The sequence below is a fragment of the Streptomyces sp. ICC4 genome, assembly GCF_003287915.1.
In the GTDB taxonomy this organism is placed as follows: domain Bacteria; phylum Actinomycetota; class Actinomycetes; order Streptomycetales; family Streptomycetaceae; genus Streptomyces; species Streptomyces tritrimontium.
This window is the reverse complement of sequence record NZ_CP030286.1, coordinates 7,492,791-7,517,886: the sequence shown is the minus strand read 5'-3', so window position 1 is coordinate 7,517,886 and position 25,096 is coordinate 7,492,791. Positions and strand designations below refer to the sequence as shown.

Below are 25,096 nucleotides of genomic sequence, written 5' to 3'. Positions count from 1 at the left end.
GCGTCACCGGACGAGGAGCTGGGTCAGGACGAGCTCGGACTCGTGGGTCTCGACCTCGAAGAGGCCCGTCCGGTCGACCGTCAGGATCAGGGTGGCCTCCTGGCCTGCCGGAAGGGCGAGTTCCTTGTCGAAGCCGTGGACGTGCAGGGTGTCCGCGCGGTCGCTGGTGACGCGCAGGGCGACGCGTTCGCCGCGCGCCACCTCGACCCGGCCCGGGGCGGGGGTGACCTTGCCGTCCCGGACGGCGATGGTGACCGTGCGGTCGGCCCGCGCCTCCTCCGGGGCCGGAGTCGGGGACGCGGTCTCTTATAAACATCTGCCCACGCCCAGTGTCTACTGCGGGTACCGCTCTGTGTGCGCCCTCTCTCTGCCTAAGAACCCCCCGCCCCTTCCCGGAACCGGGAGCGGACCGCAGGTCTTCGAACTGCGCGGGCGGACCGGGGTGTTCGACGGAGTCACCGACTTCGCCTACCTCCCCCGGGACGGCCGCGCCGAGATCCGGTCGGCCGCCGGCGGCCGCTTCGCGCTCGCGGGCGCACGGTGCGACGAGGTCCTCCCCGCCCGGTACGGGCCCGCCCACCGGATCCCGGTGGAACTGCGCGGCGCCGGCCAGTGCTCCCGCCAGGTCAACAACTTCGCCGCCGCCGACGCCTTCCCCTGCGACCGGCTCATCGCCGTCGAGGTGCTCACCCCCGGCGGGAACTGGTCCTCCTACCCGCCGCACAAGCACGACGAGCACCGCCCCGGCGAGGAGTCCCGGCTGGAGGAGATCTACTTCTACGAGATCCGCGCCCACGGGAACACGCCCGGACTCGGCTACCAGCGTGTCAGCCCGTCCCCGGCCGGGAAGACCGACATCCTCACCGAGGTGAGGACCGGGGACACCGTGCTCATCCCGGACGGCTGGCACGGCCCGTCCATCGCCGCGCCCGGACACGACATGTACTACCTCAACGTCATGGCAGGGCCCGGCCGGACGCGGGAGTGGCTCATCAGCGACCACCCCGACCACGGCTGGATCCGCTCCACCTGGGCCGGCCGGGACACCGACCCCCGGCTGCCCTTCTACCGCGCGGAGGACCCCGTATGACGCCGCCCGTCCGGCTCACCGTCGCGCAGGCCCTCGTCCGCTTCCTCGCCCGCCAGTACACCGAGCGCGACGGACACCGGCAGCGGCTCATCGCCGCCACCTGGGGGATCTTCGGGCACGGGAACGTCGCCGGGATCGGGCAGGCCCTGCTGGAGACCGGCCGCGAGGAGATGCCGTTCCTGCAAGGGCGCAACGAGCAGGCCATGGTGCACGCCGCCGTCGGGTACGCGCGGCAGAGCGGGCGGCTGTCCGCCCACGCCGTGACCACCTCCATCGGGCCCGGGGCCACCAACCTCGTCACCGGGGCCGCCCTCGCCACCGTCAACCGGATCCCGGTGCTCCTGCTGCCCGGGGACGCCTTCGCCACCCGGCCCGCCGACCCCGTGCTCCAGCAGCTCGAGGTCCCCCACGCGGGGGACGTCTCCGTCAACGACACCCTGCGCCCCGTCTCCCGGTACTTCGACCGGATCACCCGCCCCGAAGCCCTGGTCCCCGCCGCCCTGCAGGCCGTGCGGGTCCTGACCGACCCCGTCCAGACCGGCGCCGTCACCCTCGCGCTGCCGCAGGACGTGCAGGCCGAGGCGTACGACTGGCCGGCGGAGTTCTTCGCCGAGCGCGTGTGGGGCGTGCGCCGGCCCCGGCCCGACCGTACGGAGCTCGCGCGCGCGGCCGAGGCCGTACGGGGCTCCGCGCGGCCCCTGGTCATCGCCGGCGGCGGGGTCCGGCACAGCGCGGCGCAGGCCGCGCTGGCGGAGTTCGCGGAGGCCACCGGGATCCCGGTCGCCGTCACCCAGGCGGGCAAGGGCGTCCTGGCCTGGGACCACCCCGCCGACGTGGGCGGGATCGGGCACACGGGCACGGCCACCGCCGACGCGCTGGCCCGCGAGGCCGACCTGGTGATCGCCGTCGGGACCCGCCTCACCGACTTCACCACCGCCTCCGCGACCCTCTTCCGCCACCCGGACGTGCGGTTCGTCGGCCTCAACCTGGACCCGTACGACGCCCACAAGCTCGCGGCCCGCCCCCTGGTCTGCGATGCGCGGGAGGGTCTGGAAGATCTCCGGGCCGAGGTCGCCGGGTACCGGGTGGACCCCGCGTACGAGGCGGCGTACAAAGAAGGGAAGAGGACGTGGGAGCGGCTGGTCGACCGGGCCTGCGCGGCTCCCGACGAGGACGCCGTCCCGACCCAGGCACAGGTGCTCGGGCTGCTCGACGCCCTGGTCGACGGCGACGACATCCTGGTCAACGCCGCCGGCTCGCTCCCCGGAGACCTGCACAAGCTGTGGCGGACCCGCTCCGCCGACCAGTACCACGTCGAATACGGCTACTCCTGCATGGGCTATGAGATCCCCGCCGCGATCGGCACCGCGCTGGCCGCGCCCGGCCGCCCGGTGTGGGCCCTGGTCGGCGACGGGACGTACCTGATGAACCCGACCGAGATCGTCACCGCCGTGCAGGAGGGGATCCCGGTCAAGGTGGTGATCCTCGACAACCACGGATACGCCTCCATCGGCGGCCTCTCGGACGCGGTGGGCGGCGAGGGGTTCGGGACCGCGTACCGCTTCCGGGCGGTCGACGGTTCGTACAGCGGCGCGCCGCTGCCGGTGGACCTCGCGGCCAACGCGGCCTCCCTCGGGATGGCCGTGATCCGCGCCCACACCATTGGTGACCTGCGGAAAGCCCTCGCCGAGGCGCGAGCCGCGGACCGTCCCACATGTGTCTACGCACAGACCCGAACACCCGACACTGTGTCGGGCCTACCCCCGGCGCAGGCGTGGTGGGATGTTCCTGTGGCCGAGACCGCGACCCGTGCGTCGGCGGTGGAAGCCCGCGAAGAGTACGACCGGCAAGCCGCGCATCGACGTCGCCATCTGTGAAGGAGCAAGGCATGAAGACCGTCAACCACTGGATCGGTGGCAAGACCGTCGAGGGCGCTTCGGGCAACTACGGCCCGGTCACCGACCCCGCCACCGGCGAGGTCACCACGCAGGTGGCCCTCGCGTCCGCCGACGAGGTGGACGCCGCCGTACGGGTCGCCAAGGAGGCGTTCCTGTCCTGGGGCCAGTCCTCGCTGGCCGCCCGCACCAAGGTGCTGTTCGCCTACCGCGCCCTGCTGGACGCCAACCGCGACGCGATCGCCGACCTGATCGTCGCCGAGCACGGCAAGGTGCACTCGGACGCGCTGGGCGAGGTCGCCCGCGGCCTGGAGATCGTCGAGCTGGCCTGCGGGATCACCGTGCAGCTCAAGGGCGAGCTGTCGACGTCCGTCTCCAGCCGCGTCGACGTCTCCTCGATCCGCCAGCCGATCGGCGTGGTCGCGGGCATCACCCCGTTCAACTTCCCGGCGATGGTGCCGATGTGGATGTTCCCGCTGGCCGTGGCCTGCGGCAACACCTTCATCCTCAAGCCGAGCGAGAAGGACCCCTCGGCCTCCACGCTGCTGGCGCAGCTCGCGAGCCAGGCCGGTCTGCCGGCGGGCGTGCTGAACGTGGTCCACGGTGACAAGGTCGCCGTCGACGCGCTCCTCGCGCACCCCGACATCGCGGCCGTCTCCTTCGTGGGCTCGACCCCGATCGCCCGCCACATCCACACCACCGCCTCCGCCAACGGCAAGCGCGTGCAGGCCCTGGGCGGCGCAAAGAACCACATGCTGGTGCTGCCGGACGCCGACCTGGACGCGGCCGCCGACGCGGCGGTCTCGGCCGCCTACGGCTCGGCCGGCGAGCGCTGCATGGCGATCTCGGCCGTCGTGGCCGTCGGCTCCATCGGCGACACCCTCGTCGAGAAGATCCGCGAGCGCGCCGAGAAGATCAAGATCGGCCCCGGCAACGACCCGGCCTCCGAGATGGGCCCGCTGATCACCGCCGTCCACCGCGACAAGGTCGCCTCGTACGTGGAGGGCGCGGCCGCGCAGGGCGCCGACGTGGTCCTCGACGGCACCGGCTACACGGTGGAGGGCAACGAGAACGGCCACTGGATCGGCCTGTCGCTGCTCGACAACGTCAAGACCGACTCGGACGCCTACCGCGACGAGATCTTCGGCCCGGTCCTGTGCGTGCTGCGCGCCGAGACCTACGAGGAGGGCCTGGCGCTCATCAATGCCTCGCCGTTCGGCAACGGCACCGCGATCTTCACCCGCGACGGCGGCGCCGCCCGCCGCTTCCAGCTGGAGGTCGAGGCCGGCATGGTCGGCGTCAACGTGCCGATCCCGGTGCCGGTGGGCTACCACTCCTTCGGTGGCTGGAAGGACTCGCTCTTCGGTGACCACCACATCTACGGGAACGACGGCATCCACTTCTACACGCGCGGCAAGGTCGTCACCACCCGCTGGCCCGACCCGTCCGACGCCCCGGCGGGTGTGGACCTCGGGTTCCCGCGCAACCACTGACCGACCGCAGGACCGCGTGACCGCGTGACCGCGTGACCGCAGGCCCGGCCGTGCCCCGGGTCCGTCGCGACCGCTCGCCCCCCGCAACCCTCACCGCGGGGGGCGAGTCCGTTCCCGGCCCCGGGAACCGCCCCGGGAATCGCCCCGGCCCCGGGAACCTTCCGGGGCACCGCGCTAGAACAGCGACCAGACGTCGGCCGCCGCCGTCGTGGACCACACCGCGTCGCCGTGCCCGTAGCCCGGGACCACGGTGAAGCGGACCCGCCGGTTGCCGCCGTCCCGGATCAGCCGGGCGCCGCGCGGGTGGTCGCCGCGCCCCAGCTCGGTGTTGACCCACACCACCTCGGCTTCGATCCGCTCCCAGGGGAGCGCGTACGTCTTCTCGTCACCCGCCCAGATCGCGGCCAGGTCCCGCATCAGTGCGGTCGGGACCAGCCCGCTGCCCAGGGCGGAGGCGGCGGCGTGCCAGGTGGCCAGCGGGGTGTGGGTCAGGCCGAAACGGTCCTCGGCCGGCGTCGCCCCGAAGACGTAGGAGCCCGCGCTGTGGCCCTGGGCGTGGATCCAGTTCGCGGGGCCGGGCAGCGCGGCCGTGCGGACCAGCGCGAAGTGGGCGAGCCCGGCGTTGGTGAAGCGGAGCGCCGGGTCCGGCGGCCAGGGGACCGGGGAGGGTGCCTGCGGGTCGGTGACGGCCCGGGCGATCATCGCCGCCAGACCCGGGTCCGCCGCGTACGCGCCCCGCGCGAGCTGGGCTTCGTACGCGTCCCGGGTCGCGGCCGCCCGTACGGCCAGGTCGCCCTCGTACGGCCCGGTCGTGTCCAGGACCACCACCCGGGACAGGCGCGGCGAGCGGTCGTGGGCGGCGGCGTCCAGCGCGAGGGCGGCTCCGGCGGAGTGCCCGACGTACTGGTAGGGCAGCCCGAGTGCGCCGTCCAGCGCCGACACGACCCGGGCGAGGTCCCGGCGGTGCGCCGCGAGCCCCCGATCGGCGCCGATGTCGGCCGCCGTCGCCGCGTCCTCGCGCGGGGTGACCCCGACGACGAGGAGACCCTCGCGGCGCAGCTCTTGGGCGAGGCCGAGGTCGCCCGGCGTGAAGAACTCGGCGCAGAAGTTCAGCCCGCCGCCCGGCAGCAGGTACGCGATCCCGCGCGGCGCCCGCCGGGTGTCCGCGACCACGTCCACCGTGACCGGGGCCGGGCCGCCGTCGTCGAGCGGGAGGGTCAGCCGGATCCAGCCGTCGCCGGGCAGGTAGGCGGCCGTTCCCGTGCCGAGCGTCCGCTCGAGGAGGGCCAGCAGCCCCACCCCGTGGCCGGCGGCGTCCCGCGGCCGGCCTGCGGCGTCCTGCCCGGGGGCCGGCCGGTCGGGACCTTCTTCGCCGCGCTGTCGTTCCATGACTGCTGCCTCCCCCGTAGCGGTGATGGCCGGATGCCGTCACCTGGGGACACCCTCTCCGGTCAGCGCGCTTCAGCCAAGTCCGGGGTCTCGTGGGGCTGTTCGGTGCCGCTGCGGCGGCGTCGGCGGACCACCAGGGCGGTGATGCCGGCGCCCGCCAGCACCAGGAGCGCGCCCAGCGCGGACCACGGCACGGCGAGGAAGTCGGTGGAGGACTCGGAGACGAGGTCGGGGTAGGCGGAGGCGGAGGCGCTGATGTCGACGGTGACCCAGTCCGACTGCGGTGCGTCCGCCCAGTCCTCGGTCAGCTCGATCCGCTGGCCCGGCAGCAGCACGAGCTTCAGCTCGCGCGCCGGCCGGTCCAGCACGCTGCGGCCGAACAGGCCCTCGGCGGAGACCGTCACGCTCGGCTCGACGACCACGTTGCCCCGGTTGACCAGGGAGTAGGAGATCTTGGCGTGGGCGTCCTTCACCCAGGGCAGCAGCGGCGCCGACCGGCTGACCTTCACGTCCTCGACGCTCAGCCCGGGCGTCACCGGCCCCGGCACCCGGAAGTAGAGGCGGGCGCCCACCTGGCGCTTCACCCCGACCTTGACCTTGCCCTCCTGCTGCGTGCCCTCCACTTCGGTGTTGAGGGCGACGATCCCGCCCACGTGGTCACCGGGCGTCGCGTCCGCCGGGACCTTCACGGAGAACGGGAAGTCCTTGCGGCCCTTGGGCGGCACGGTCACGGTCGTCTTCGCCTCGGGCGGCAGCGCGACCCAGGTGCCGACGTCCTTGGGCTTCGTCTCGACCGGCAGCAGCGCGAAGGCGCCGCCCACCGGGGTGTTCACGGCGTCGGTGGCGAAGACCTGGAACGTCAGCTCCTTGTCGGAGGAGTTCACGATCGTCGCGCTGTCGTTGACGGTGGTGCCGGCCGAGCCCTGGTGGAAGAAGTACGCGCGGTCGGTCATCGCCGCACCGGCGGGCGGGGTCGGGAAGACACCCCACGTGCCGTTGTCCGCGGCCGTCGCGGGCGAGGCCGGGAGCAGCAGGGCGGCGAGGCCGAGGAGCAGGCCGAGGAGGAGGGTGCGGGTGCGCATGGGCGGTTCTCCAGTCGGGCCGGACGGGGTGTGGTGGGGATGCGCCGGGTGTGGCGGGGATGCGCGGGGTGTGGTGGGGATGCGCGGAAGGGTGGTGCGGCGCCGGAGCGCCGCACCACCCGGGATGGAGCGGGGCCGTACGGGTCAGGCGATCGAGAAGGTGACGACCGACTGGTAGGTGTCCGCGAACATGAACGGCGGGAGCTGGATCATTCCGGCGCCGCCGATCTCGAACTCGCCACCGGTCAGGTCCTCACCGCCCGCGGCCTGGGAGGCGATCTTCATCGGGACGTCGGAGATCGCACCCGGCGCACCCGCGGAGCAGGTGCTCGGGCTGTCCACGTTGGTCACCTTGCAGGACGGCTGGATGCCGAGCTGCGCCTTGGCCATCGAGTGGCCGGTGACCGCGTTCAGGAACGGCGTACGGGTCGCCGAGACGTCCCAGCCGAGGGTCCCGCCGCGGAAGTCCTGGACGGCCATCGCGGTGAACTGCCCCACGACCGACTGGGCCTTGCCGTTGATGGTGACCTTGCCGAAGTCGACGGCCGGGTTGCCGGACTGCGGGCCGATGGCCAGCGGACCGGGCAGGACCTCGACGTCGACCGGGTTCTGCACGCCGGGCTGTTCGACGACGAAGACGAAGGCCTTGAACGGGGGGAGCGAGCCGTCGATCTTGATCTCGTCGGCAGCCTTGGTGACGGTGAGGTTGCAGGTCGCGGCGCCGGACGCGGCGGCCGTACCGGTGCCGGTGTCACCGGTGGCGACGCCGGCCTTGAGCGCGGAACAGGTGACCGGACCGGCCGGGAAGTTGGCGCCCGTGACGACGACCGCGGTGCCGGCCTTGCCGCTGTTGGGCGTCAGCTTCGTGGTGACCGGGTCCTTGGGCAGCGCCTCGACGGCCACCGATCCGAGCGACGCGCTCGGGCGCGGGCTCGGGGTGCAGGTGGTGGTGAAGACCGAGCCCATGAGGCTCGCGTCGGTCACCGACAGGTCCAGGGCCACGTTGACCGTGGTCCCCTCGCTGCCGTCCGGGATCTTGATGGTGCCGGAGAACGCGGCCGGGTCGAGCGGCTGCCCGGCGACCACGTTGACCGTCTCGGGCGGGCTGACGACCGTCTGCGTGGTCGACCCGACCTTGAGGGTGATCTTGGAGACGTTGGTGGTCGTCACCGAGAAGCCGGGGATGACCGGGCTCGCACCCGGGTCGATGCTGATCGGGACCACGTCGCCGGCCTTGGCGCCGTCGGGCAGCGTGACCGTGAAGGGCTGACTGCCCGAGGCGCCCGCCTGGGGCGGGGGCGCGACGCAGTCCATCTGGACGGGCGTCGTCTTGGTCGCGGCCTGCGCGGTGCCCGACAGGCCCACCACGGCGCCCGTCAGGGCGAGGGACAAGGCGCCCGTCCCGGCCAGAACTCTTCGTCGAAACGTTGTACTCACTGGGTCGCGACTCCTTCGTCATACGAACCCTCCCCCCACCCGCTGTGTGGGGGAGGCCGAGCCGGTGCGGTGGCCGACATTGACGCGTCGCTGTGATGAGAAGTCAATGACTTGCTTTCGCCCGAAGCACACAGAAATTGATGTGCCATCAGGCCGGGTGGGCCGGCGGGCCGGATACCGACCGGCCGGTGGGTTGTACGGGTGGCAGCTCCCGCTCCAGGGCCAGGAACTCCTGGTCTTCGCTCCCGTGCACGGGCCGGCTCCTTCGGTGGTGTGTGGGGCACCAGTATTTCGCAGCGGGTACGCCGCGGGCCCGGGGCCCCGCCGCGGGACTCCCCCCGGACGGAGTCCGGGGGGAATCCCGGGCCCTGCCCCGCCCTAGGCCGTCTCTTTCGGATCTTGTCGGCCGAGCTCGCGGCGTCTGGTGCCGTGCATGGCAAGGCGGAGGGGCGCTGCGTGTACTGGACGTACTCGGGCGTCCCGCCAACGCGGCCAGGCGCGGTGCCAGGCGTCGCGGGCCCGGCAAGATCCGAAAGAGACGGCCTACGGCACCGCCTGCTGGTGCAGGCGGCGCCAGTGGCCCGCGAGGTCGTCCACGCAGGTGGTGACCGAGTCGAGGGCCATCGTCGCGCGTGAGTCCCGGTCGTAGCGGTTCCACCGTGGCACGGGGCGGTCGTTGGGGTCGCCGGTGCGGATGAAGGAGATCCAGGCCGCGTGCATGGTCGAGGCCAGGCCGTCCCGGACCCTGGGGGCCAGCCCCGCGAGGAAGGGCGCCTGCGACCACTTGTCGAAGTTGTCGAAGGCGAAGGGCAGTTCCAGGCAGTGCGCGGCCCCGAGCCGGCCGCCGTGCGCGGGCGTCGGCAGGTTGAACTGGTACGCCCAGACCGGCCGCCCGCGGTCCGCCCGCCGTTCGGCGAACGCCAGGGCGGGCATGCGGAACAGGTCGTCGCTGATCAGGTCCATGAGCACGTCCACCGGCCGCGCGCCCGGCCGGGCCTCCTCGTACGCGGTGTAGGCCTGGCCGGCCCGGTTCCCGAAGGTGTCCCGGACCCGGGCGAGGACCTGGTCCTTGGTCGAGGCGGCGTACGGCTCGCTGAGCCCGAAGGCGAAGTTCGCCTCTTCCCTGGTCCAGCCGATCAGTACGTCGATGTCCGCCCCGGCCCCGCCGAGCAGTAGCTCGGCGGGGTCGCGGTCCAGGGTGACGCCGTCGAGCACGGGCAGGAACGGGGTGGACCAGTACCCCCACCGCCCGGTACGGCCGAACATCTCGAAGGTGGCGGCGACCAGGCGGGGCCAGGGCGCGGCCCGCAGCTCCGCCACGTCCTTGGCCCCGAGGATGTCCATGAACTGTGCGGTGCGCTGGAGCGACTCGGCGCGGGTGGGGACCTTCAGCCCGAGCGGCGGGCTCTGCAGGATGGCCCGCCGGAACAGCGGGCGGCCCTTGGGCCGGGCACCGGCCAGCGCCGCGACCGAGAACGCGCCGCCGGACTGGCCGGCGAGGGTGATGTCGTCCGGGTCCCCGCCGAAGGCGGCGATGTTGTCCCGGACCCAGCGCAGGGCGGCGAGCTGGTCGGTGAGCCAGAAGTTGCCGCCCGCCCCCTCCTCGCCGAAGTAGAGGTAACCCAGCGGTCCCAGGCGGTAGTTGACGGTGACGACGACGAGGTCGCCGTCGCGCGCGAACGTATCGCCGTGGTAGCCCGGCATCGAGCCGGATCCCGAGATGAACCCGCCGCCGTGGATCCACACCAGCACCGGGCGTTTGGCGCCGTCGGCCGCGGGGGTCCAGACGTTGAGCGTCAGGCAGTCCTCGTCGAAGGGGGGCGATCCGTGCGTTCCGAGCACCTGGTCGCCCCCTTCCCGGTAGGGCTGCGGTGCGCTCGGGCCGAAGGCGGTGGCGTCACGCGTGCCCTGCCATCCGGGGTGCGCCGCCGCCGGCCGCCAGCGCAGCGCGCCGACCGGCGGGGCGGCGTAGGGCACGCCCTTGAACACGGAGAGGCCCCCCTCCCTGCTGCCGAGGAGCCGGCCCGCGGGCAGTGCCACGACGGGCGGGGGCTGCTCCCCGCGCGGGGCGGCCTGCGCGGCGTTTCCGGCCGGCAGGCCGGTGATCAGTGCGGCGCCCGCCAACACCCCGGTGTTCCTGAGGACTTTGCGGCGCGATGGATCGTCGGTCACGGTGCTTCACTCCCTGACTGGCCATGGGCCCGCTGCCGTCACGGCATAGCGTTAATTTGACGAGGGTCAGTGTTAGGGCATAGTGCGCGGCGAGGTCAAGGGTGCGGACCTGTTGCGTGGTGAGATATCGAGAAGTCTTGACGGTCGTCGCATTTACGCGATAGACACGTGTCACCTCCTCCACCCCCCCCAGCAAACTCCGGCCCTCCGGGACCGGTTGACAACGTTCGGAGTCCCCATGGCACGTCGTTTTCATCCCGTCGGTCTGGTCGCCTCAGCGACGGCCCTCCTGCTGGCCACGGCATGTGGTGGTGCCAGCCTCGGAACGGACGGAGGGGACAAGAGCACCGGGCCCGTGAAGATCGGGCTCCTCGTCCCGCAGTCGGGGACCTACAAGGCGCTCGGCGACGACATGAAGCAGGGCTTCGAGCTCTACGTCGCCCAGCACGGCGGCAGACTCGGCGGCCGCGAGGTGGAGATCGTGGTCGCGGACGAGGGGGAGACCGCCGACTCCGGCAAGGCGGCGGCGGAGAAACTGGTCAAGCAGGACAGGGTGCTGGCCGTGAGCGGGGTGGTGAGCTCGGCCACCATCAACGGCGTCAAGGACCTCTTCGAGACCGGAAAGGTCCCGCTCGTCGGCTCGAACGCCTCGCCCACGACGCTGACCGGGACCAAGTACATCTGGCGCACCTCGTACGTCAACGACGAGCCCGGCAAGGCCCTCGGCAAGCACGTGGCCGAGCAGGCCGGCGGCCCGGTCTTCCTGATCGCCGCGGGATACCAGGCGGGCAAGGACGAGGTGGAGGGCTTCAAATCCACCTTCCTGCCGGCCGGCGGGAAGATCGCGGGGGAGGAGGTCTACACACCGTTCCCCGCCACCAAGAACTTCCAGCCGTACCTCGCGCAGATCGAGAAGTCCGGGGCGAAGGCCGTCTTCTGCTTCTACGCGGGCGGCGCGGCCGTCGACTTCGTCAAGCAGTACCGGGACTTCGGACTGGCCGGCAAGATCCCGCTCTACGCGCCCGGCTTCCTCACCGAGGGCGGGGTGCTCAAGGGCCAGGGGGACGCGGCCGAAGGCGTCCTCACCGCGCTCAACTACGGCGCCGACCTGGACAACGCCGCCAACAAGCGCTTCGCGCCGGTCTACACGAGCGCCTACGGATCGGTCCCGACCACCTACGCGATGGCCTCGTGGGACGCGGCGCAGGTCCTCGACCGGGCGATCGGGGCCGCCGGCCCCGAGGTGACCCCGGAATCGGTCAACGCCGCGATCGCCCGGGTGGGGGACATCGACAGCCCGCGCGGCACCTGGCGGTTCAACGCCACGGGCACGCCCGTCCAGCCCTGGTACCTGCGCGAGGTCAAGCAGGGTGCCAACACCGTGACCTCCGAGCTCGGCCGGCTGGGCGGCTGACATGACCGGATGGTTGGACGGCAACTTCGTCAGCGTCATCGACGGAGTCGCCTTCGGTCTGCTGCTCTTCACGATCGCCGTCGGCCTCTCACTGGTCTTCGGCATGATGGACGTGCTCAACCTGGCCCACGGCACGCTCTACCTCGCCGGGGCCTACGTCGCCTACGCGCTGTCCGACGGGACCCTCCCGGGTCTGCTCCTCGCCCTGGCCGCCGGCGCCCTGGTGGGCGCCGCGGGCGGCGTGGCGCTGACGTTCCTCACCCAGCCGCTGGCCCGGCGCGGGCACCTGGACCAGGCCGTGCTGACGCTCGGGATCACCTTCATCGTCGCCGACCTCCTCGCCGCGGCCTTCGGCGGCGAGGTGCTGCCCACGGACCCGCCGACCTCGCTGCGCGGGACCGTGGACCTCCTCGGCCACGCCTATCCGGTCTACCGGCTCGTCTTCATCGGCGTCGCCGCGGGCCTGGCCGCCCTCGTCTACCTCCTGTTCGAACGCAGCTCGCTCGGCGCGCTGGTCCGGGCCACCGTCGCGGACCGGGACATGGTCCGCGCGCTGGGCGTCGACGTCCGCAAGGTCCTGTACGGGGTCTTCGCGCTCGGCGCGGCCCTGGCCGCCGTCGGCGGCGTCCTGGGCGCCCCGATCCTGGGGCCGGGGCCGGGCGTCGACGAGACCGTGCTCGTCCTCTCCCTCGTCGTCGTGGTGGTGGGCGGCCTCGGCTCCGTGCGCGGCGCGCTCGCCGGCGCGCTCCTCATCGGCCAGGTGCAGACGCTCGGGGTGGCGCTGCTCCCCGACTACGCCCCCTTCCTGCTCTTCGGCACCATGCTGGTCGTGCTCGTGGTCCGCCCGAACGGCCTGGTCTCCTCGGCGGTGCGCACATGAGCCCCGCCGGATCCACCGCACCTGCCGCATCCACCGCACCCAACGCATCCGCCGCACCCGCCGGATCCACCGCACGGCGGCTCACGGCGGGCGCCGTCGCCGCCGCGCTCGCATCGGCCCCCTTCGTCCTCGGGCCGTACGCCGTCGGCACCCTGTCGCGGATCCTGGTGTTCGCCCTCCTCGCCCTGAGCGTGAACCTGCTCACCGGCCTGACCGGACTGCCGACCCTCGGCCAGTCGGCCTACTTCGGCGTCGGCGCCTACACCGCGGCCATCGTGGCGACGCGCCTCACCGACATCGGGATACTCCAACTCCTCCTCTCCGCCGCGGCCTCCGCGCTGGTGGCCGCGGTCACGGGCTGGCTGGCCGTCAGGGCGCGCGGCGTGGTGTTCCTCATGCTGACGCTGGCCATCGGCGAGATCGCCTACAGCGCCGCCGTGGACTGGAAGCCGGTGACGAACGGCAGCGACGGCATCTCGGGCATCCCGCCCGTCGTACCGCTGCCCGGCATGCCCGCGCTGGAGCTCGACGGGCTGGTCTACTTCTACGTCCTGGCCGTCTTCCTGCTGCTCTTCGCCGCCGTCCGGCGCCTGGGCGCCACACCGTTCGCCCTCGCCCTGCGCGGAATCCGCGACAACGAGCGCCGCATGAGCGCCATCGGCTACCCCACCCGGCGGTACGCCCTGGCCGTCTACTGCGTCGCCGGGGCGCTCGCCGGCGTCGCCGGCGCCCTGTGGGTGTCGGTGCAGCGGTTCGTCTCGCCCGCCGACGCCGGATTCGAGATCGCCGCCCTCGCCCTGCTGGCCGTCGTCATCGGCGGCTCCGGCTCGATGTGGGGGGCCTGCGCGGGCGCCGCGCTCGTCTGGCTGACCCGCGACTACCTCGGCAACCTCGAAGCCGTCGCCGGCCGCGGACCCCTGCTGCTCGGCCTGTTCTTCGTCGCCGCCGTCTACACACTGCCCCGGGGGCTGGCCGGCGTACGGCTCCCGCCCGGGCTGACCCGAAGGAGGACGGCATGACGGATCCCGATCCACTGGAACTACGGGGAGTGTCACGGCACTTCGGCTCCTTCAAGGCCGTGGACGACGTCGCCCTCACCGTGCGGGCGGGGGCGCGGCACGCGGTCATCGGCCCGAACGGCGCGGGCAAGTCCACCCTGTTCGGCCTGATCTCCGGAACACTGGCGGCCACCGCGGGTCACGTCCTGGTCGCCGGCCAGGACGTGACCCGGCTGCCCGTGGACCGCCGGGTGGCCCTCGGCGTCGCCGCGACCTTCCAGCACTCCAGCCTCTTCCTGCGCGAGAGCGTCCTGGAGAACGTCCTGCTCGCCGTCCTGCGCCGGGCCGGCGGCGGCCTCGGCGGCTGGCGCAAGGTGAGCGCCCGGGCCGAATCCGCCCTGCGGGCGCACGAACTGCTCGAGCGGGTCGGCCTGCCCGGCCGGCACGGGATCGCCGCGGGAGAGCTTTCGCACGGAGAGCGCCGGCAGCTGGAGGTCGCCGTCGCCCTGGCCACCGAACCCCGGCTGCTGCTCATGGACGAGCCGGCCGCCGGAATGTCCCCGGCGGAGACGGCCCGGCTCACCGAGCTCATCGCCGCCCTGCCCGCCGAAGTGACCGTACTGCTCGTCGAACACGACCTCGACATGGTCTTCGAGCTCGCCGACACGGTGACGGTCATGTACCTCGGCAGACACCTCATGACGGGCTCCCCGGACGAGGTACGGGCCTCCGCCGAGGTCCGCCGCGCCTATCTCGGCACCACGGAGGCCGCCTCGTGAACCCCTTCTTCAGCGTGCGCGGGCTGCGCTCCGGCTACGCCGGGGGGACCGTCCTGGACGGCATCGACCTCGACCTCGAAGCCGGCGGGACCCTCGCCGTCCTCGGGCGCAACGGCGTGGGCAAGACCACCCTCGTCTCCACCGTCATGGGCCTCGTCCGGCCGTACGAGGGCAGCGTGCGCCTCGACGGCCGGGACCTCGCCGGCTCCCGCGTCGACGTGATCGCCCGCGCGGGGGTCGGCGTCGTCCCGCAGGGGCGCCGGGTCTTCGCGCCGCTCACCGTGGCCGAGCACCTCGCGATCGCCTCCCCGCGCCGCGCCGCACGGGGGCCGTGGACCCGTACCCGCGTCCTGGACCTGCTGCCGAGGCTGGGGGAGCGGCTCGGGCACCGCGGCGACGAGCTCTCCGGCGGGGAGCAGCAGATGCTCGCCATCGCCCGGGCCCTGCTGGGCAACCCGCGCCTGCTGCTCCTCGACGAGCCGTCCGACGGCCTCGCCCCCCTCGTCGTCGCCCAAGTGGGGGAGGTGATCCGCGAGGTGAGCGCGCAGGGCGTCTCGGTGGTCCTCGTCGAGCAGAACCTCGGCCTCGCCCTGTCGGTGGCCCGCGACGTCGCGGTCATGCGCAAGGGCCGCATCGTCCACCGGGCGTCCTGCGCGGAGTTCGCGGCCCGCCCCGAGGACAGGAGACGTCTGCTGGGGGTCGACTGACGGGCCGCGCGCCCCCTTTCCCCGTGCCGGGCGTCAGCCGGCCTGGACCGTGACCGTGCGGCCCGGGGCCACGACCGTGCTCGCGTACGTGTAGGTCACCCCGTCGACCACCTTGGTGCGGGCCGGCCGGGCCACCCCGTCGACCGTGACCGTGGCGTACGCACCGGGGAAGCGGGCCTCCCAGGTGTACGGGGAGCTGCCCGAGCCGTGCGTGAGCGAGGACTTGGCCGCGCCGTCGTGGCGCAGGGAGAAGGCCGAGTCGCCGATCCGGAGGTCCTCGATCCGCAGCCAGTCCATGCCCGAGGGCAGCCGCGACCGGGTGCTCAGGGTGCGCGCCGGCGCGTCGGGGACGACGCCCATCAGGCCCTCGACGGTCTGGCCGAGCAGGGTGAAGGAGACCTCGGGGTAGTCCCCGTTGGTGCCCTGCTTGGCGTTGACGTGCTGGACGTCCTTGTGGTCGTAGACGTCCTTCATCCACTTCCAGGCGGTGTCGTTGCGGTTGTTCCGGAAGAAGGTGTCCGGCAGGTAGGTGAGGGCTTCGATGTTGGACGGCCGGCCCGCGCCGGAGGCCTGCTGGTCGATGTAGTCCAGGTAGGCCTCGCGGCGGGGGCCGGGCTCGATGATCTGCTTCATCGGCATGAACCAGCTGTTCTCCTTGCCCCAGCCGGTCAGGGCCCGCCCGTCCGTGGTGTAGCCGCGGACCATGGCCGCGCCGGAACCCGTGCCGCTCCAGGTCGAGTTGAAGTACGCCTTCAGGTCCCGCGCCTTGGCCTCGTACCGGTCGGCGAGCGCGCAGTCCCCCTTGGATCGGGCGAGCGAGGCCATCGCCAGGTACGCCTGGTACTGGGAGCCGATCGCGTCGCCGGCCTCCGCCAGGGGCTCGCTGCTCTGCTCGTTGTAGCTGGCCGTGCCCTGGAAGATGCCCTTGCCCGTGCCCTCGGCGACCTTCACCGCGCCGTTGTCCTTGAGGCCGTCGTGCAGGGTGACGAACTCGTCGGTGGCGCGGCGGTAGAAGTCCCACAGGGCCGGGTCGTCGAGGTAGGAGCGGTCACCGCTCCAGCGGTAGGCCTCCTCGGACTTCTGCACCAGCTCGAAGGTGGCGGGCACCTCGCGGACGAAGTTCGTGGGGCTCCTGTAGTCGATCGAGAGGTAGGTCTTCGCGTCGAAGTTGAGCGCCCACGCCGGGTAGTACTTGTGCGCGGGGGTGGCGGAGGCGGCGAAGGAGCGGAGCATCGCCTTGTTCTCCGCGTGCAGGCCGAGGACCCCGGCGCCGGCCAGTTGGTGGGCCATGTCGCGCGAGTAGTACCCGCTGCGGTTGGCGTAGCCGGCCCAGTAGGAGGCGGCGTAGGTGCCGGTGCCGCTGCCGGCGGTGTTGTTCTCGTCCACGTTGAGCGGGCCCTGGGTGCCGGGAAGCTGGACCCAGCTGTTGGCCTTGCGCTTGGACCAGTCGAACATCTCGACGATCTTCGGGTCGGAGGAGGTGACCCGGGGGTCCGCGGGCGGGAGGGGCGTGGGGGTGACCGGCTCGCCGTCCCGCCCCGTCACCTCGACGCGGTGGAGGCCCGCCCGCTCCTGACGACGGCCGCACGGGCCCTTCGGGTTCAGCGCGCCGCCGGCCGCAGGGCGTACCCCGCTCGCGCAGGGTCAGACGTAGGAGAAGGCGGACAGCAGGGTCGCGGTCAATACACCTAGGCCTGGGTTCCGTCGCCGGTGATCGCTTCTTCCACCGAGCCGCCGGCCGCGATGGACCGCTCGCCCGTGGCCCGGGCCGAGGGGGGCGGCCCGGCGGGGTCCTCGGCTGCCGGGCGGGGTGCGGGCGGGGACGGGGGTGTGGTCAGGGAGGTCCGGTCGCCGGTGACGATGCGGCCGGCGTGTCCGCCGACGGCCACGGACCGGGCGCCCTCCGCCGTGACGATCCCGCCGGCCGGGGCCTCGGCCGGAGCCGGAGCCGGAGCCGGGGTCGGGGTCGGAGTCGGGGTCTGCGTCGGAGACTGGGCGCGTTGGAGGGAGGCGACGGAGAGGACCAGGCCGACCAGGCCGATGACGGCCCCGACGATGCTCGCGACCTTGTCGGCCTTCTCCAAGTCGCCCGCGATCACCAGGGCTCCGAGCCCCGCGGCCGCCAGGCCGCCCAGTACCGCGACGCCCCACACGATGGTCCTCGCACGCCTCGTCATACGGTCATCCTTCCACCGGGCCGCCCCGCCCGGCGTACTTCCGCCGAAGTGGGGCCCGAACCCCGGATCCCCGGCTAGCGTTCGCAGAACGCTGTGCTCCGTACCGTCTGGAGGCCCCTTGACCGGGACCGGGCCGACCGAACCCGCCGGGCCGACCCCACCCGCCGGGCCGACCGCTCCCGGGGTGCGGGCCGAGGCCGAACGGGCCGCGGCCGTCGGCGGGAACGCGCAGGACGTGATCACCGGTGACGGCAACACGGTCATCAGGAACAGGAACACGACGGTCGTCGTCCACCGGGAGCCACCCCGGCCCGAACCGCCCCCCGAACAGGCCGTGACGCGGGCCGTGGCGGACTACGCGCGCCGCTTCGCCCAGGAGTACGGGGGCCTGGACCTGGATGTCCTCGCGCCTCCGAAGGAAAGGCACCTCGCGGTCCCGCTGTCCGAGGTGTTCGTCGCGCCCTCCGTGCGGGCGGACCCGCCCCCGCTCGAGCTGCCCCGGGAGCTGCGGAGACGACTGGCGTCGTCCGGGGAGCTCCCCGAGGAGGACCTGCTGCCGCCGGGGGTGGAGCGGGCCGACATCGAGCGGCTGCGGAACTCCTACCTGGAACGTCCCGAAGAGCACGTGCTGGAGGTGCTCGCCGGGCCTTCGGGCGGTCGGACGGTCCTGCTGGGAGACCCCGGGGCGGGCAAGTCCACCCTGGTCCGCCATCTCGTCCTCGCGCTGACCGCCGGTGGACCCGAGGTCCCCGACGGCCCCTTGGGCGCGTTGGCGGGGCGGGTCCCGCTCGTGGTGGAGCTCCGCCGGTACGCCGACGACCCCTGGCGCCACGGCGGCTTCGAGGAGTTCCTCGACCGGCAGCACCAGGACTTCGGGCTCTCGGTCCCCGGCCCCGTCCGGGAGCGGCTGCTGTCCGAGGGGCGGGCCCTGGTGGTCTTCGACGGCCTCGACGAGGTGTGCGACCCCAAGGCGCGGGAGGAGACCGCCCGGCGCATCGCCGCCTTCGCCGCACACCGGCCGTCGGCACGGATCGTGGTGACCTCGCGGATCATCGGTTACCGCCGCGGCACCCTGGAGCGCGCGCACTTCTCGCACTTCACCCTGCAGGACCTGGACCAGGAGCGGATCGACGCGTTCGTCCGCCGCTGGTACCGCCACGCCTGCCCGGGCGACCCGGCACGGGCCGCCGAACTGGCGGAGCGGCTCACCTCGGGGGTGGAGGACTCGCGGCCGCTGCGGGAGATGGCGGGCAATCCGCTCCTGCTGACCATCCTCGTGATCATCGGAGCCCGCGGCCCCCTTCCGGGCAACCGGCGGGGCGTCTACGAGCACGCCGTCGCCGTCCTCGTCGAACAGTGGGACCAGGCGGCCAAGTTCCTCAAGACGCCGCTGGTCCCGCCCGTCGCCGAGGCGCTGGACGCACTGGGGGCCGAAGAGCGCCTGGCCCTGTTGCGCCGGCTGGCCCGCACCCTGCAGGAAGGCCGCGGCGGCATCGCGGGCAACCACATCCGCGCGCGCGACCTCGAACGGTTCTTCCGCGACCACCTGGAGGACCAGTACGGGGTGGCGCCCCCGCACGCCGCCTCCGCCGCCCGGGCCATGGTCACGCAGCTGCACGAACGCAACTTCATCCTGTCCCGCTACGGCGGCGACGTCTACGGCTTCGTCCACCGGGCGTTCCTCGAACACCTGGCGGCGGCCGACATCGCCCACCGCTACCGGGAGGAAGCGGAATGGACGCCCGAGGAGCTGATCGAGCAGGTCGTCGCCGCCCGGGTCGCCCATCCGGCGTGGCACGAGGTACTGCTCCTGCTCATCGGGCAGTTGGGTGCGCAGGACGCGACGGCCGCCATCGACCGGCTCCTCGGCCTCCACGCCCGGCGCACCGACCCGGACGACGCGAGCCATGTCGTACTGGCCCTGCGGGCACTGGCGGAGACCGGCGGGCGCGGGGTGCCCGCGGACCGCAGCGTCGCCGTCGTCGACGCCGTGACCACGGTCCTGGACGTACGCGGCTCCAAGGGCCCGTGGCTGCTCGACGAAGGGGCGTCCGCGCTGGGCTCGTTCGGCCGGTACTCGGCGGCCCGCGCGCGCTACCTGCGCTGGTACCGGCTGAGCGGCCAGTTCTCGGTGAGCGGCGAGCCGGCCGGTCTGCTGGCCTTCCATCTCCGGCTCGACGAGGACGAGTTGATCCCCCTCGCCCGCGGCAGCTTTCACAGCATCGACCGGACGCTCCTCCTCTACGCGCTCGGCCGCCGCCGGCCCGACGACGAGGTCCGCGCGCTGGTCGTCCGCGAGGCCTCGGAGAATCCGGACGGCGGGCTCGGCTTCATGGCCCTGGAGGTGCTCGGCGAGCTGTGGGCGGACCGCGAGGACGTCCGCGCCTTCCTCGCCGGCCGCGCGGCCGAGGATCCCGACCACCACGGCCGGTCCACCGCTCTCGAAGCCCTCGCCGCGGGACGGCCGGACGACGAAGCCGTCAGGGACCTCGTCATGGGCGCCGCCACCGGAGACGACCACCAGTTCGCCCGCAGCGACGCGCTGCGGCTCCTCGGCCGGCGCTGGTCCGGTGACGCGTCCGTTCGCGCCCTCCTCATCCGACGGGCCCGTGAGGACCCGGAGGGGAACACCCGGAGCGAGGCGCTCCAGACGCTCGCGCGGTACGCCTGCGGACACCCGGACGTCCTCGGCTTCCTCACGCGGAGCGCGGCCGACGACGGCGCACCGGACCTGTCCCGGGCCGCCGTGTGGAACCTCGGCCGCCAGGTGCCGGGCAACGCCGCCGTCCGCGAGCTCCTGATCGGGCGGGCCGCGGACTCCCCGCACTCCGACGTCCGCACCGCGGCCCTGGGGGCGTTGGGCAGACACGGGCCGGGCCACACCACCGTCCGCGAGGCACTGCTGCGTGCCGCCGCCGCGGACCCCTGGCCCGAGGCGCGCTCGACCGCGCTGCGCGAGCTGGGCGAGCACTGGCCGGGCCACGAGGGCGTACGGGAGGCCGTCCTGCGGCGGGCCGGCGAGGACCCCGACCCCGGGGTGCGCCTCACCGCCGTGCAGGTCATGGGCGACTGCTACCCGGGGGACGACGAGGTCCGCGAGGTCCTGACCGGCTGCTGCACGGCATCCGCCGCCGGACATGAGGACGTCGGACATGAGGACGTCGGACAAGAAGACGTCAGACAAGGGGCCCTGCGTGCCCTGGCCCGGCACTGGGCCGCCCGGCCGGAGGTCCGCGACCTGCTGGTCCGGGTCTGCGCCGACGAGCCCGACGCGTACACCTACGCGACCGTCCTGTGCGGTCTGGCGGAGCACTGGCCCGGCCGGCGGGACGTACACGAGCTGCTCCTCACCGCCGCCGACCACCCCGACCGCACCACCTGCTCGACGGTGCTCGACGTGCTGGAGGACCACTGGCCCGACCACGAGGACGTACGGGCCGTCCTGATGCGGGTGGCGGCCGGCGCCGCCGACGACCTGCTCGTCGCCGGCGCGGCCCTGAAGGTGCTGACGAAGCGGTGGACCGACCGTCCGGACGTCGGGGAGTTCGTGCGGGGCGTCGCCTCCGACACCTCGCACCCCTGCCAGGGCACCGTACTGACCGCCCTGGGCGGTCACTGGGCGCACCGGGACGACGTACGCGAGGTGCTGGCGCGCGCGGTCGCGGGCCATCCCGAGGAGCGCACCCGCGCCGAGGCCGTCAGGACGCTCGGCCGGCGCTGGGCCGGGCATCCGGACGTGCACGCGCTGCTGCGCCGGTGCGCGGAGGCCGACCCGGCGCCCGAGGTCAGGTTCGCGGCGCTGCGCTGGTGGGTGGTCCGCGCCGGAGACGAGGAGGGGGACGCCCTGGTCGGCGCCCGCGCCGTCGCGGAGCCGGATCCGCAGGTGCGGCGCAAGGTCCGGCACATGCTGGCCCTGAGCCGGCCGGGAGTGCCGCGGCCGGGGGAGGCGGAGGAGGTCAGGTGACCGGGACGGGGCGGCCCGCGTGGAGTTCCAGGGGCCCCGTGTCCGAGGCGCGGGCCCTGAGGCTCGCCTTGATCTGGCGGCGCAGGGCGCCTTTGACGAACCGGCGCAGATCGGCCGGGGAGACCGCCCGCCACCGCAGGAGTTCCGCCTCGGGCAGCCTGATCCGGTCGAGCGCGGCGGCGTCGAGGGTGCCGCCGTCGTAGAGGAAGCGGACGCGGGCCGGATACCCGGGCCGGTGGGACCAGTTGACGGCGAGCAGGCGGCCCGGGGCGAGGTCCAGGCCGAGTTCCTCGAGCACCTCCCGCCGGGCCGCGGCGCGCGGGATCTCGCCGAGGTCGCTGTCGACGCCGCCGCCCGGCAGGTGCCAGTGGTCCGGATTCCCGTACGCGGGCTGCACCAGCAGCACCCCGCCCGCGGTGTCGGTGAACAGCACGCTCGCCGCCGTGAGGGCCTTGGGGCGGGCGGCCCGGTGGCCGGCCGGGTCGAAGCCGCCGGTGTGTTCCAGTTCGGCCCGGCGCGCCGGGTCCAGGCCGGCCGGGGAGCCGGGTTGGGGGACGCCTTCGATCAGGTGCGCGAGGGAGCCGGCGTACAGGGCCGCCAGGGCGGCGCGCAGGCGGGACGCCTTGCGGGGGTGCAGGGTCTCGTAGGCCTCTTCCGGGGTGAGCCAGCGGGCCTCGGTGATCTCGCCGTCCGGGAAGGAGAGCGCGGTGGCCTCGGCGGACGTGAGCGGTCCGACGAGGTGGACGTGGATCACGAGGGAGCGGCCGAGCGGTCCCGGCGGGCGGGAGTCCACGGCGAGCAGCCGCCCGACCGGCACGCTCAGGTCCAACTCCTCCTTCAGCTCGCGGGCGAGCCCCTCCTCCGGGGTCTCGGTGTCCTCCACGTTCCCGCCCGGCAGCTCCAGCTCCTTCTTGTACGAGGTGGTCAGTACGAGGACCCGCCCGTGCGGGTCCAGTACGACCCCGGTGGCGGCCATGAGGGGGGCGGACTGGGCGGCGTAGTAGGCGCGGACCGAGTCGGTGTAGGGGGAAGGATCCGGCACGGGATGGCTCCTGGAGGTGCGGGGTACGGGGTGCGGAGTGCAAAGCGCGGTGATCCGTACCCACTTGGGGAGTGTTCATGGGGCGGACCGGTGGCGGGTGGCGGGTGGCGGACGGCCTCAGGCCCGGGCGAGGAGCAGGCCGCCCATCGTGACCATGGTCGCGGCGACGAGCCCGTCCAGCACCCGCCACGCCGAGGGCCGGGCGAGCAGGCCGCTGAGCAGCCGGGCGCCGTAGCCGAGCGCCCCGAACCAGGTGAGGCTCGCCAGGCAGGCTCCGATGCCGAACGCCCAGCGCAGGTCGCCCCGGTCGGCGGCGAGGGAGCCGAGGAGGAGCACGGTGTCGAGGTACACGTGCGGGTTGAGCCAGGTCATGGCCAGGCAGGTCAGCACGGCGCGGCGGGCGGCGGCGGAACCCGTGCCGGTGCCGGTGCCGGGGGCCGCGCCCGGTTCCGTTCCCGTTCCCGTACCGGAGTCCTCGGCGCCGAGCGCCGCGCCGGGAGCGGGGCGCAGTACGCGGCGGGCGGCGAGGGCCCCGTAGCCGATCAGGAAGGCGCCGCCGACGAGTCCGACCAGGGTGAGGGCGGGTGGCCAGGCGGTGACGAACGCGCCGACCCCCGCCACGCCGAGGGCGATGAGGGCCGCGTCGGAGAGCGCGCAGATGGCGACCACGGCGAGGACCGAGTGGCGGCGCACGCCCTGGCGCAGGACGAAGGCGTTCTGGGCGCCGATGGCGACGATGAGGGAGAGTCCGGTGCCGAAGCCCGCGAGGGCCGCCGGGATGATGCCGTGGGTCATGTCCTCGACCGTAAGCAGCGGCGGGTCGAGCAGTACAGCTAAAGATTCTTACGTAGCATTAGCGATCGTGATGGATGAGCTGCCCGTGGACCAGGTAAGGACCCTGCTCGCGGTGATCGACGAGGGCACCTTCGACGCGGCGGCGGCCGCCCTGCACGTGACCCCGTCCGCCGTGAGCCAGCGCGTCAAGGCGCTGGAGCAGCGGACCGGCCGGGTGTTGCTGATGCGGACCAAACCGGTACGGGCGACCGAGTCCGGCGAGGTCGTCGTCCGCTTCGCGCGCCAGCTGGCCCGCCTCGAGCGCGACGCGCGCGCCGAGCTCGGCATGGCGGAGGGCTTGGGGCCGGTGCGCCTGCCGATCGCCGTCAACGCGGACTCGCTCGCCACGTGGTTCCTGCCCGCGCTGACGGGGGTGCCGCAGGACCCGCCGGTCTGCTTCGACCTGCACCGCGAGGACGAGGGGCACGCGACCGCGTTGCTGCGGGACGGGCGCGTGATGGCGGCGGTGACCTCGCAGCCGGAACCGGTGGCGGGGTGCACGGTCCGCCGGCTGGGGCTCGCGCGGTACCTGCCGGTGGCGAGTCCGGAGTTCGCCGCCCGGCACCTGCGGGGCGAGGTGGAGCGGGACCTGCGGCAGGCACCGGTCGTCGTCTTCGACCGGCGGGACCTGATCCAGGACGGCTTCGTCCGGATGGTGACGGGGGACCCGGCGGCCGGGGCCTCGCGGGTCCGCCACCACGTGCCGACGTCGGAGGGTTTCTGTGACGCGGCCGTTGCCGGGCTGGGCTGGGCGATGGTGCCGGAGGCCCAGGCCGGGCCGCTGCTGGAGGCCGGGAAGCTGGTGCTGATCGCGCCGGGGCGGAGCCTGGACGTGCCGCTGTACTGGCAGCAGTGGAAGCTGGACTCGCCCGCGCTGTCGACGCTGGCGGAGGCCGTCGCCCGAGCTGCGGCGGCCGCACTGCGCTAGTGCTGTGACCGGAAAGGTTCACCGGGTCGCGGCGCCCGGCACGGCACCTCGCCGCGTTGTCGGACCGCGCCGGTACGTCCAGTACGAGGCGTGGTCCTCCGCCCGGGGGCCCCTCCCGGCGGTAGCTGGGGGAGATGCACCGCACCGGACACCGCGACCCGGCAAACCCTTCCGGCCACAGCACTAGTGCTGTGACCGGGCGGCCTGCGCGGGCCGGCGGCGTCCCTCTGCGGCGCGGGCCGGCTGCCGGCTGCGGCGGCGCGGGGGCCAGGACATAGGCTTCCGGCATGGAGTCCTACACGATCGGCCAGGCGGCGCGGCTGCTGGGCGTCAGCGTCGACACGGCACGGCGGTGGGCCGACGCGGAGCGGTTCCCCACGCGCCGGGAGGGCACGCGGCGGATGGTGGACGGGCCGGACCTGGCCGCGTTCTGCGTGGAAGCCGCGCAGGAGGGCGCCGAGAACGAGGAGGCCCCGCACACCTCGGCGCGCAATGCCTTCCCCGGCATCGTTACCGGCGTGAAGCTGGGCACGGTCGACGCGCAGGTGGAGATCCAGGCCGGTCCGCACCGCATCGTGTCGCTGCTGACCCGTGAAGCGGTGGAGGAACTCGGCCTGGAGGTCGGGGCGCGGGCGACCGCGCGGGTGAAGTCGACGAGCGTCTTCATCGACCGCACCTGAGCCCTGGGCCCACGGGCCGGCCCCCGCCGGCCCCCGGCGCCCCCGGCGCCCGCGCGCTCGCCCTCCCGGTGGGTCGCGCCGAGCCGCTCGGGGGCGGAGACGACCGCGTCGATGCGGGTCCCCCGCCAGAATTCT

Annotated in this window: 19 protein-coding genes and 1 pseudogene; 11 read left to right on the top strand and 9 right to left on the bottom strand. The window is 73.6% G+C overall.

The annotated features are described in order from the left end of the window. Positions 1-3 precede the first annotated feature (3 nt). On the bottom strand, positions 4-249 hold the full coding sequence (locus DRB89_RS35320) for a hypothetical protein (RefSeq protein ID WP_343234853.1): 246 nt from the start codon (positions 247-249) through the stop codon (positions 4-6). A 169-nt stretch (positions 250-418) separates the two neighbouring features. Here DRB89_RS35320 and iolB point away from each other — a divergent pair. The 3 genes and pseudogenes from iolB to DRB89_RS35305 all read left to right on the top strand — a co-directional run. Beyond that, positions 419-1,090, top strand: a pseudogene (gene iolB / locus DRB89_RS35315) (5-deoxy-glucuronate isomerase); the annotation flags it as partial. Then, a complete protein-coding gene (iolD, locus tag DRB89_RS35310; protein WP_112448045.1) occupies positions 1,087-2,967 on the top strand; it encodes a 3D-(3,5/4)-trihydroxycyclohexane-1,2-dione acylhydrolase (decyclizing) in 1,881 nt (626 codons plus the stop codon). The pseudogene iolB and the gene iolD, both read left to right, overlap by 4 nt. Before the next feature lie 11 nt (positions 2,968-2,978). After that, entirely contained in the window at positions 2,979-4,478 is a 1,500-nt protein-coding gene (locus tag DRB89_RS35305; RefSeq protein ID WP_112448046.1) for a CoA-acylating methylmalonate-semialdehyde dehydrogenase, read from the top strand. 174 nt (positions 4,479-4,652) lie between these two features. On the opposite strand, the gene DRB89_RS35300 is transcribed toward DRB89_RS35305, so the two are convergent. The 4 genes from DRB89_RS35300 to DRB89_RS35285 form a co-directional block, all read right to left on the bottom strand. After that, positions 4,653-5,867 carry a hypothetical protein gene (locus DRB89_RS35300; RefSeq protein WP_112448047.1) on the bottom strand — a complete coding sequence of 405 codons (1,215 nt, stop codon included), beginning with the start codon at positions 5,865-5,867 and terminating at the stop codon, positions 4,653-4,655. 62 nt (positions 5,868-5,929) lie between these two features. Beyond that, on the bottom strand, positions 5,930-6,949 hold the full coding sequence (locus tag DRB89_RS35295; RefSeq protein WP_112448048.1) for a DUF916 domain-containing protein: 1,020 nt from the start codon (positions 6,947-6,949) through the stop codon (positions 5,930-5,932). 144 nt (positions 6,950-7,093) lie between these two features. Continuing rightward, a complete protein-coding gene (locus tag DRB89_RS35290) occupies positions 7,094-8,386 on the bottom strand; it encodes a hypothetical protein (RefSeq protein WP_112448049.1) in 1,293 nt (430 codons plus the stop codon). A gap of 543 nt (positions 8,387-8,929) precedes the next feature. Then, positions 8,930-10,558 carry a carboxylesterase family protein gene (locus DRB89_RS35285; protein WP_112452224.1) on the bottom strand — a complete coding sequence of 543 codons (1,629 nt, stop codon included), beginning with the start codon at positions 10,556-10,558 and terminating at the stop codon, positions 8,930-8,932. Positions 10,559-10,796: 238 nt separating this feature from the next. Here DRB89_RS35285 and DRB89_RS35280 point away from each other — a divergent pair, with 238 nt between their 5' ends. Genes DRB89_RS35280 through DRB89_RS35260 form a run of 5 tightly spaced genes read left to right on the top strand, consistent with a single transcriptional unit; the run spans position 10,797 to position 15,336 of the window. Further along, entirely contained in the window at positions 10,797-11,972 is a 1,176-nt protein-coding gene (locus tag DRB89_RS35280; RefSeq protein WP_112452223.1) for an ABC transporter substrate-binding protein, read from the top strand. A gap of 1 nt (position 11,973) precedes the next feature. Then, positions 11,974-12,852: a branched-chain amino acid ABC transporter permease gene (locus DRB89_RS35275; RefSeq protein ID WP_112452222.1), complete on the top strand. Its 879-nt coding sequence runs from the start codon at positions 11,974-11,976 to the stop codon at positions 12,850-12,852. Further along, on the top strand, positions 12,849-13,871 hold the full coding sequence (locus DRB89_RS35270) for a branched-chain amino acid ABC transporter permease (protein ID WP_112452221.1): 1,023 nt from the start codon (positions 12,849-12,851) through the stop codon (positions 13,869-13,871). Before DRB89_RS35275 ends, DRB89_RS35270 begins: the two co-directional genes overlap by 4 nt. Next, on the top strand, positions 13,868-14,629 hold the full coding sequence (locus DRB89_RS35265; protein ID WP_112452220.1) for an ABC transporter ATP-binding protein: 762 nt from the start codon (positions 13,868-13,870) through the stop codon (positions 14,627-14,629). The genes DRB89_RS35270 and DRB89_RS35265 overlap by 4 nt, the downstream gene beginning before the upstream one ends. Next, complete coding sequence (locus DRB89_RS35260) at positions 14,626-15,336, top strand: ABC transporter ATP-binding protein (RefSeq protein ID WP_239516501.1); 711 nt, start codon at positions 14,626-14,628, stop codon at positions 15,334-15,336. The genes DRB89_RS35265 and DRB89_RS35260 overlap by 4 nt, the downstream gene beginning before the upstream one ends. A 33-nt stretch (positions 15,337-15,369) precedes the next feature. Here the strand turns inward: DRB89_RS35260 and DRB89_RS35255 are convergent, their stop codons facing one another. After that, positions 15,370-16,881: a hypothetical protein gene (locus DRB89_RS35255; protein ID WP_204358168.1), complete on the bottom strand. Its 1,512-nt coding sequence runs from the start codon at positions 16,879-16,881 to the stop codon at positions 15,370-15,372. Positions 16,882-17,024: 143 nt separating this feature from the next. After that, positions 17,025-17,513 (bottom strand): hypothetical protein, encoded by a 489-nt coding sequence (locus DRB89_RS46125; RefSeq protein WP_112463580.1) that lies wholly within the window; start codon positions 17,511-17,513, stop codon positions 17,025-17,027. 118 nt (positions 17,514-17,631) lie between these two features. On the opposite strand from DRB89_RS46125, the gene DRB89_RS35245 reads away from it, so the two are divergent. Continuing rightward, complete coding sequence (locus tag DRB89_RS35245) at positions 17,632-21,477, top strand: HEAT repeat domain-containing protein (protein WP_112463579.1); 3,846 nt, start codon at positions 17,632-17,634, stop codon at positions 21,475-21,477. On the opposite strand, the gene DRB89_RS35240 is transcribed toward DRB89_RS35245, so the two are convergent. Together DRB89_RS35240 and DRB89_RS35235 are read right to left on the bottom strand one after the other, a co-directional pair. Next, on the bottom strand, positions 21,470-22,519 hold the full coding sequence (locus tag DRB89_RS35240) for an NUDIX hydrolase (RefSeq protein ID WP_204357907.1): 1,050 nt from the start codon (positions 22,517-22,519) through the stop codon (positions 21,470-21,472). The genes DRB89_RS35245 and DRB89_RS35240 overlap by 8 nt on opposite strands. Positions 22,520-22,636: 117 nt before the next feature. Then, positions 22,637-23,314 (bottom strand): LysE/ArgO family amino acid transporter, encoded by a 678-nt coding sequence (locus DRB89_RS35235; RefSeq protein ID WP_112452257.1) that lies wholly within the window; start codon positions 23,312-23,314, stop codon positions 22,637-22,639. Between the two features lie 70 nt (positions 23,315-23,384). Between DRB89_RS35235 and DRB89_RS35230 the strand changes: the two genes are divergently transcribed. Continuing rightward, positions 23,385-24,281, top strand: coding sequence for a LysR family transcriptional regulator ArgP (locus DRB89_RS35230; RefSeq protein WP_112452256.1), 897 nt, complete (start codon positions 23,385-23,387; stop codon positions 24,279-24,281). Between the two features lie 287 nt (positions 24,282-24,568). Next, positions 24,569-24,961, top strand: coding sequence for a TOBE domain-containing protein (locus DRB89_RS35225; RefSeq protein WP_112452255.1), 393 nt, complete (start codon positions 24,569-24,571; stop codon positions 24,959-24,961). Positions 24,962-25,096: the final 135 nt, after the last annotated feature.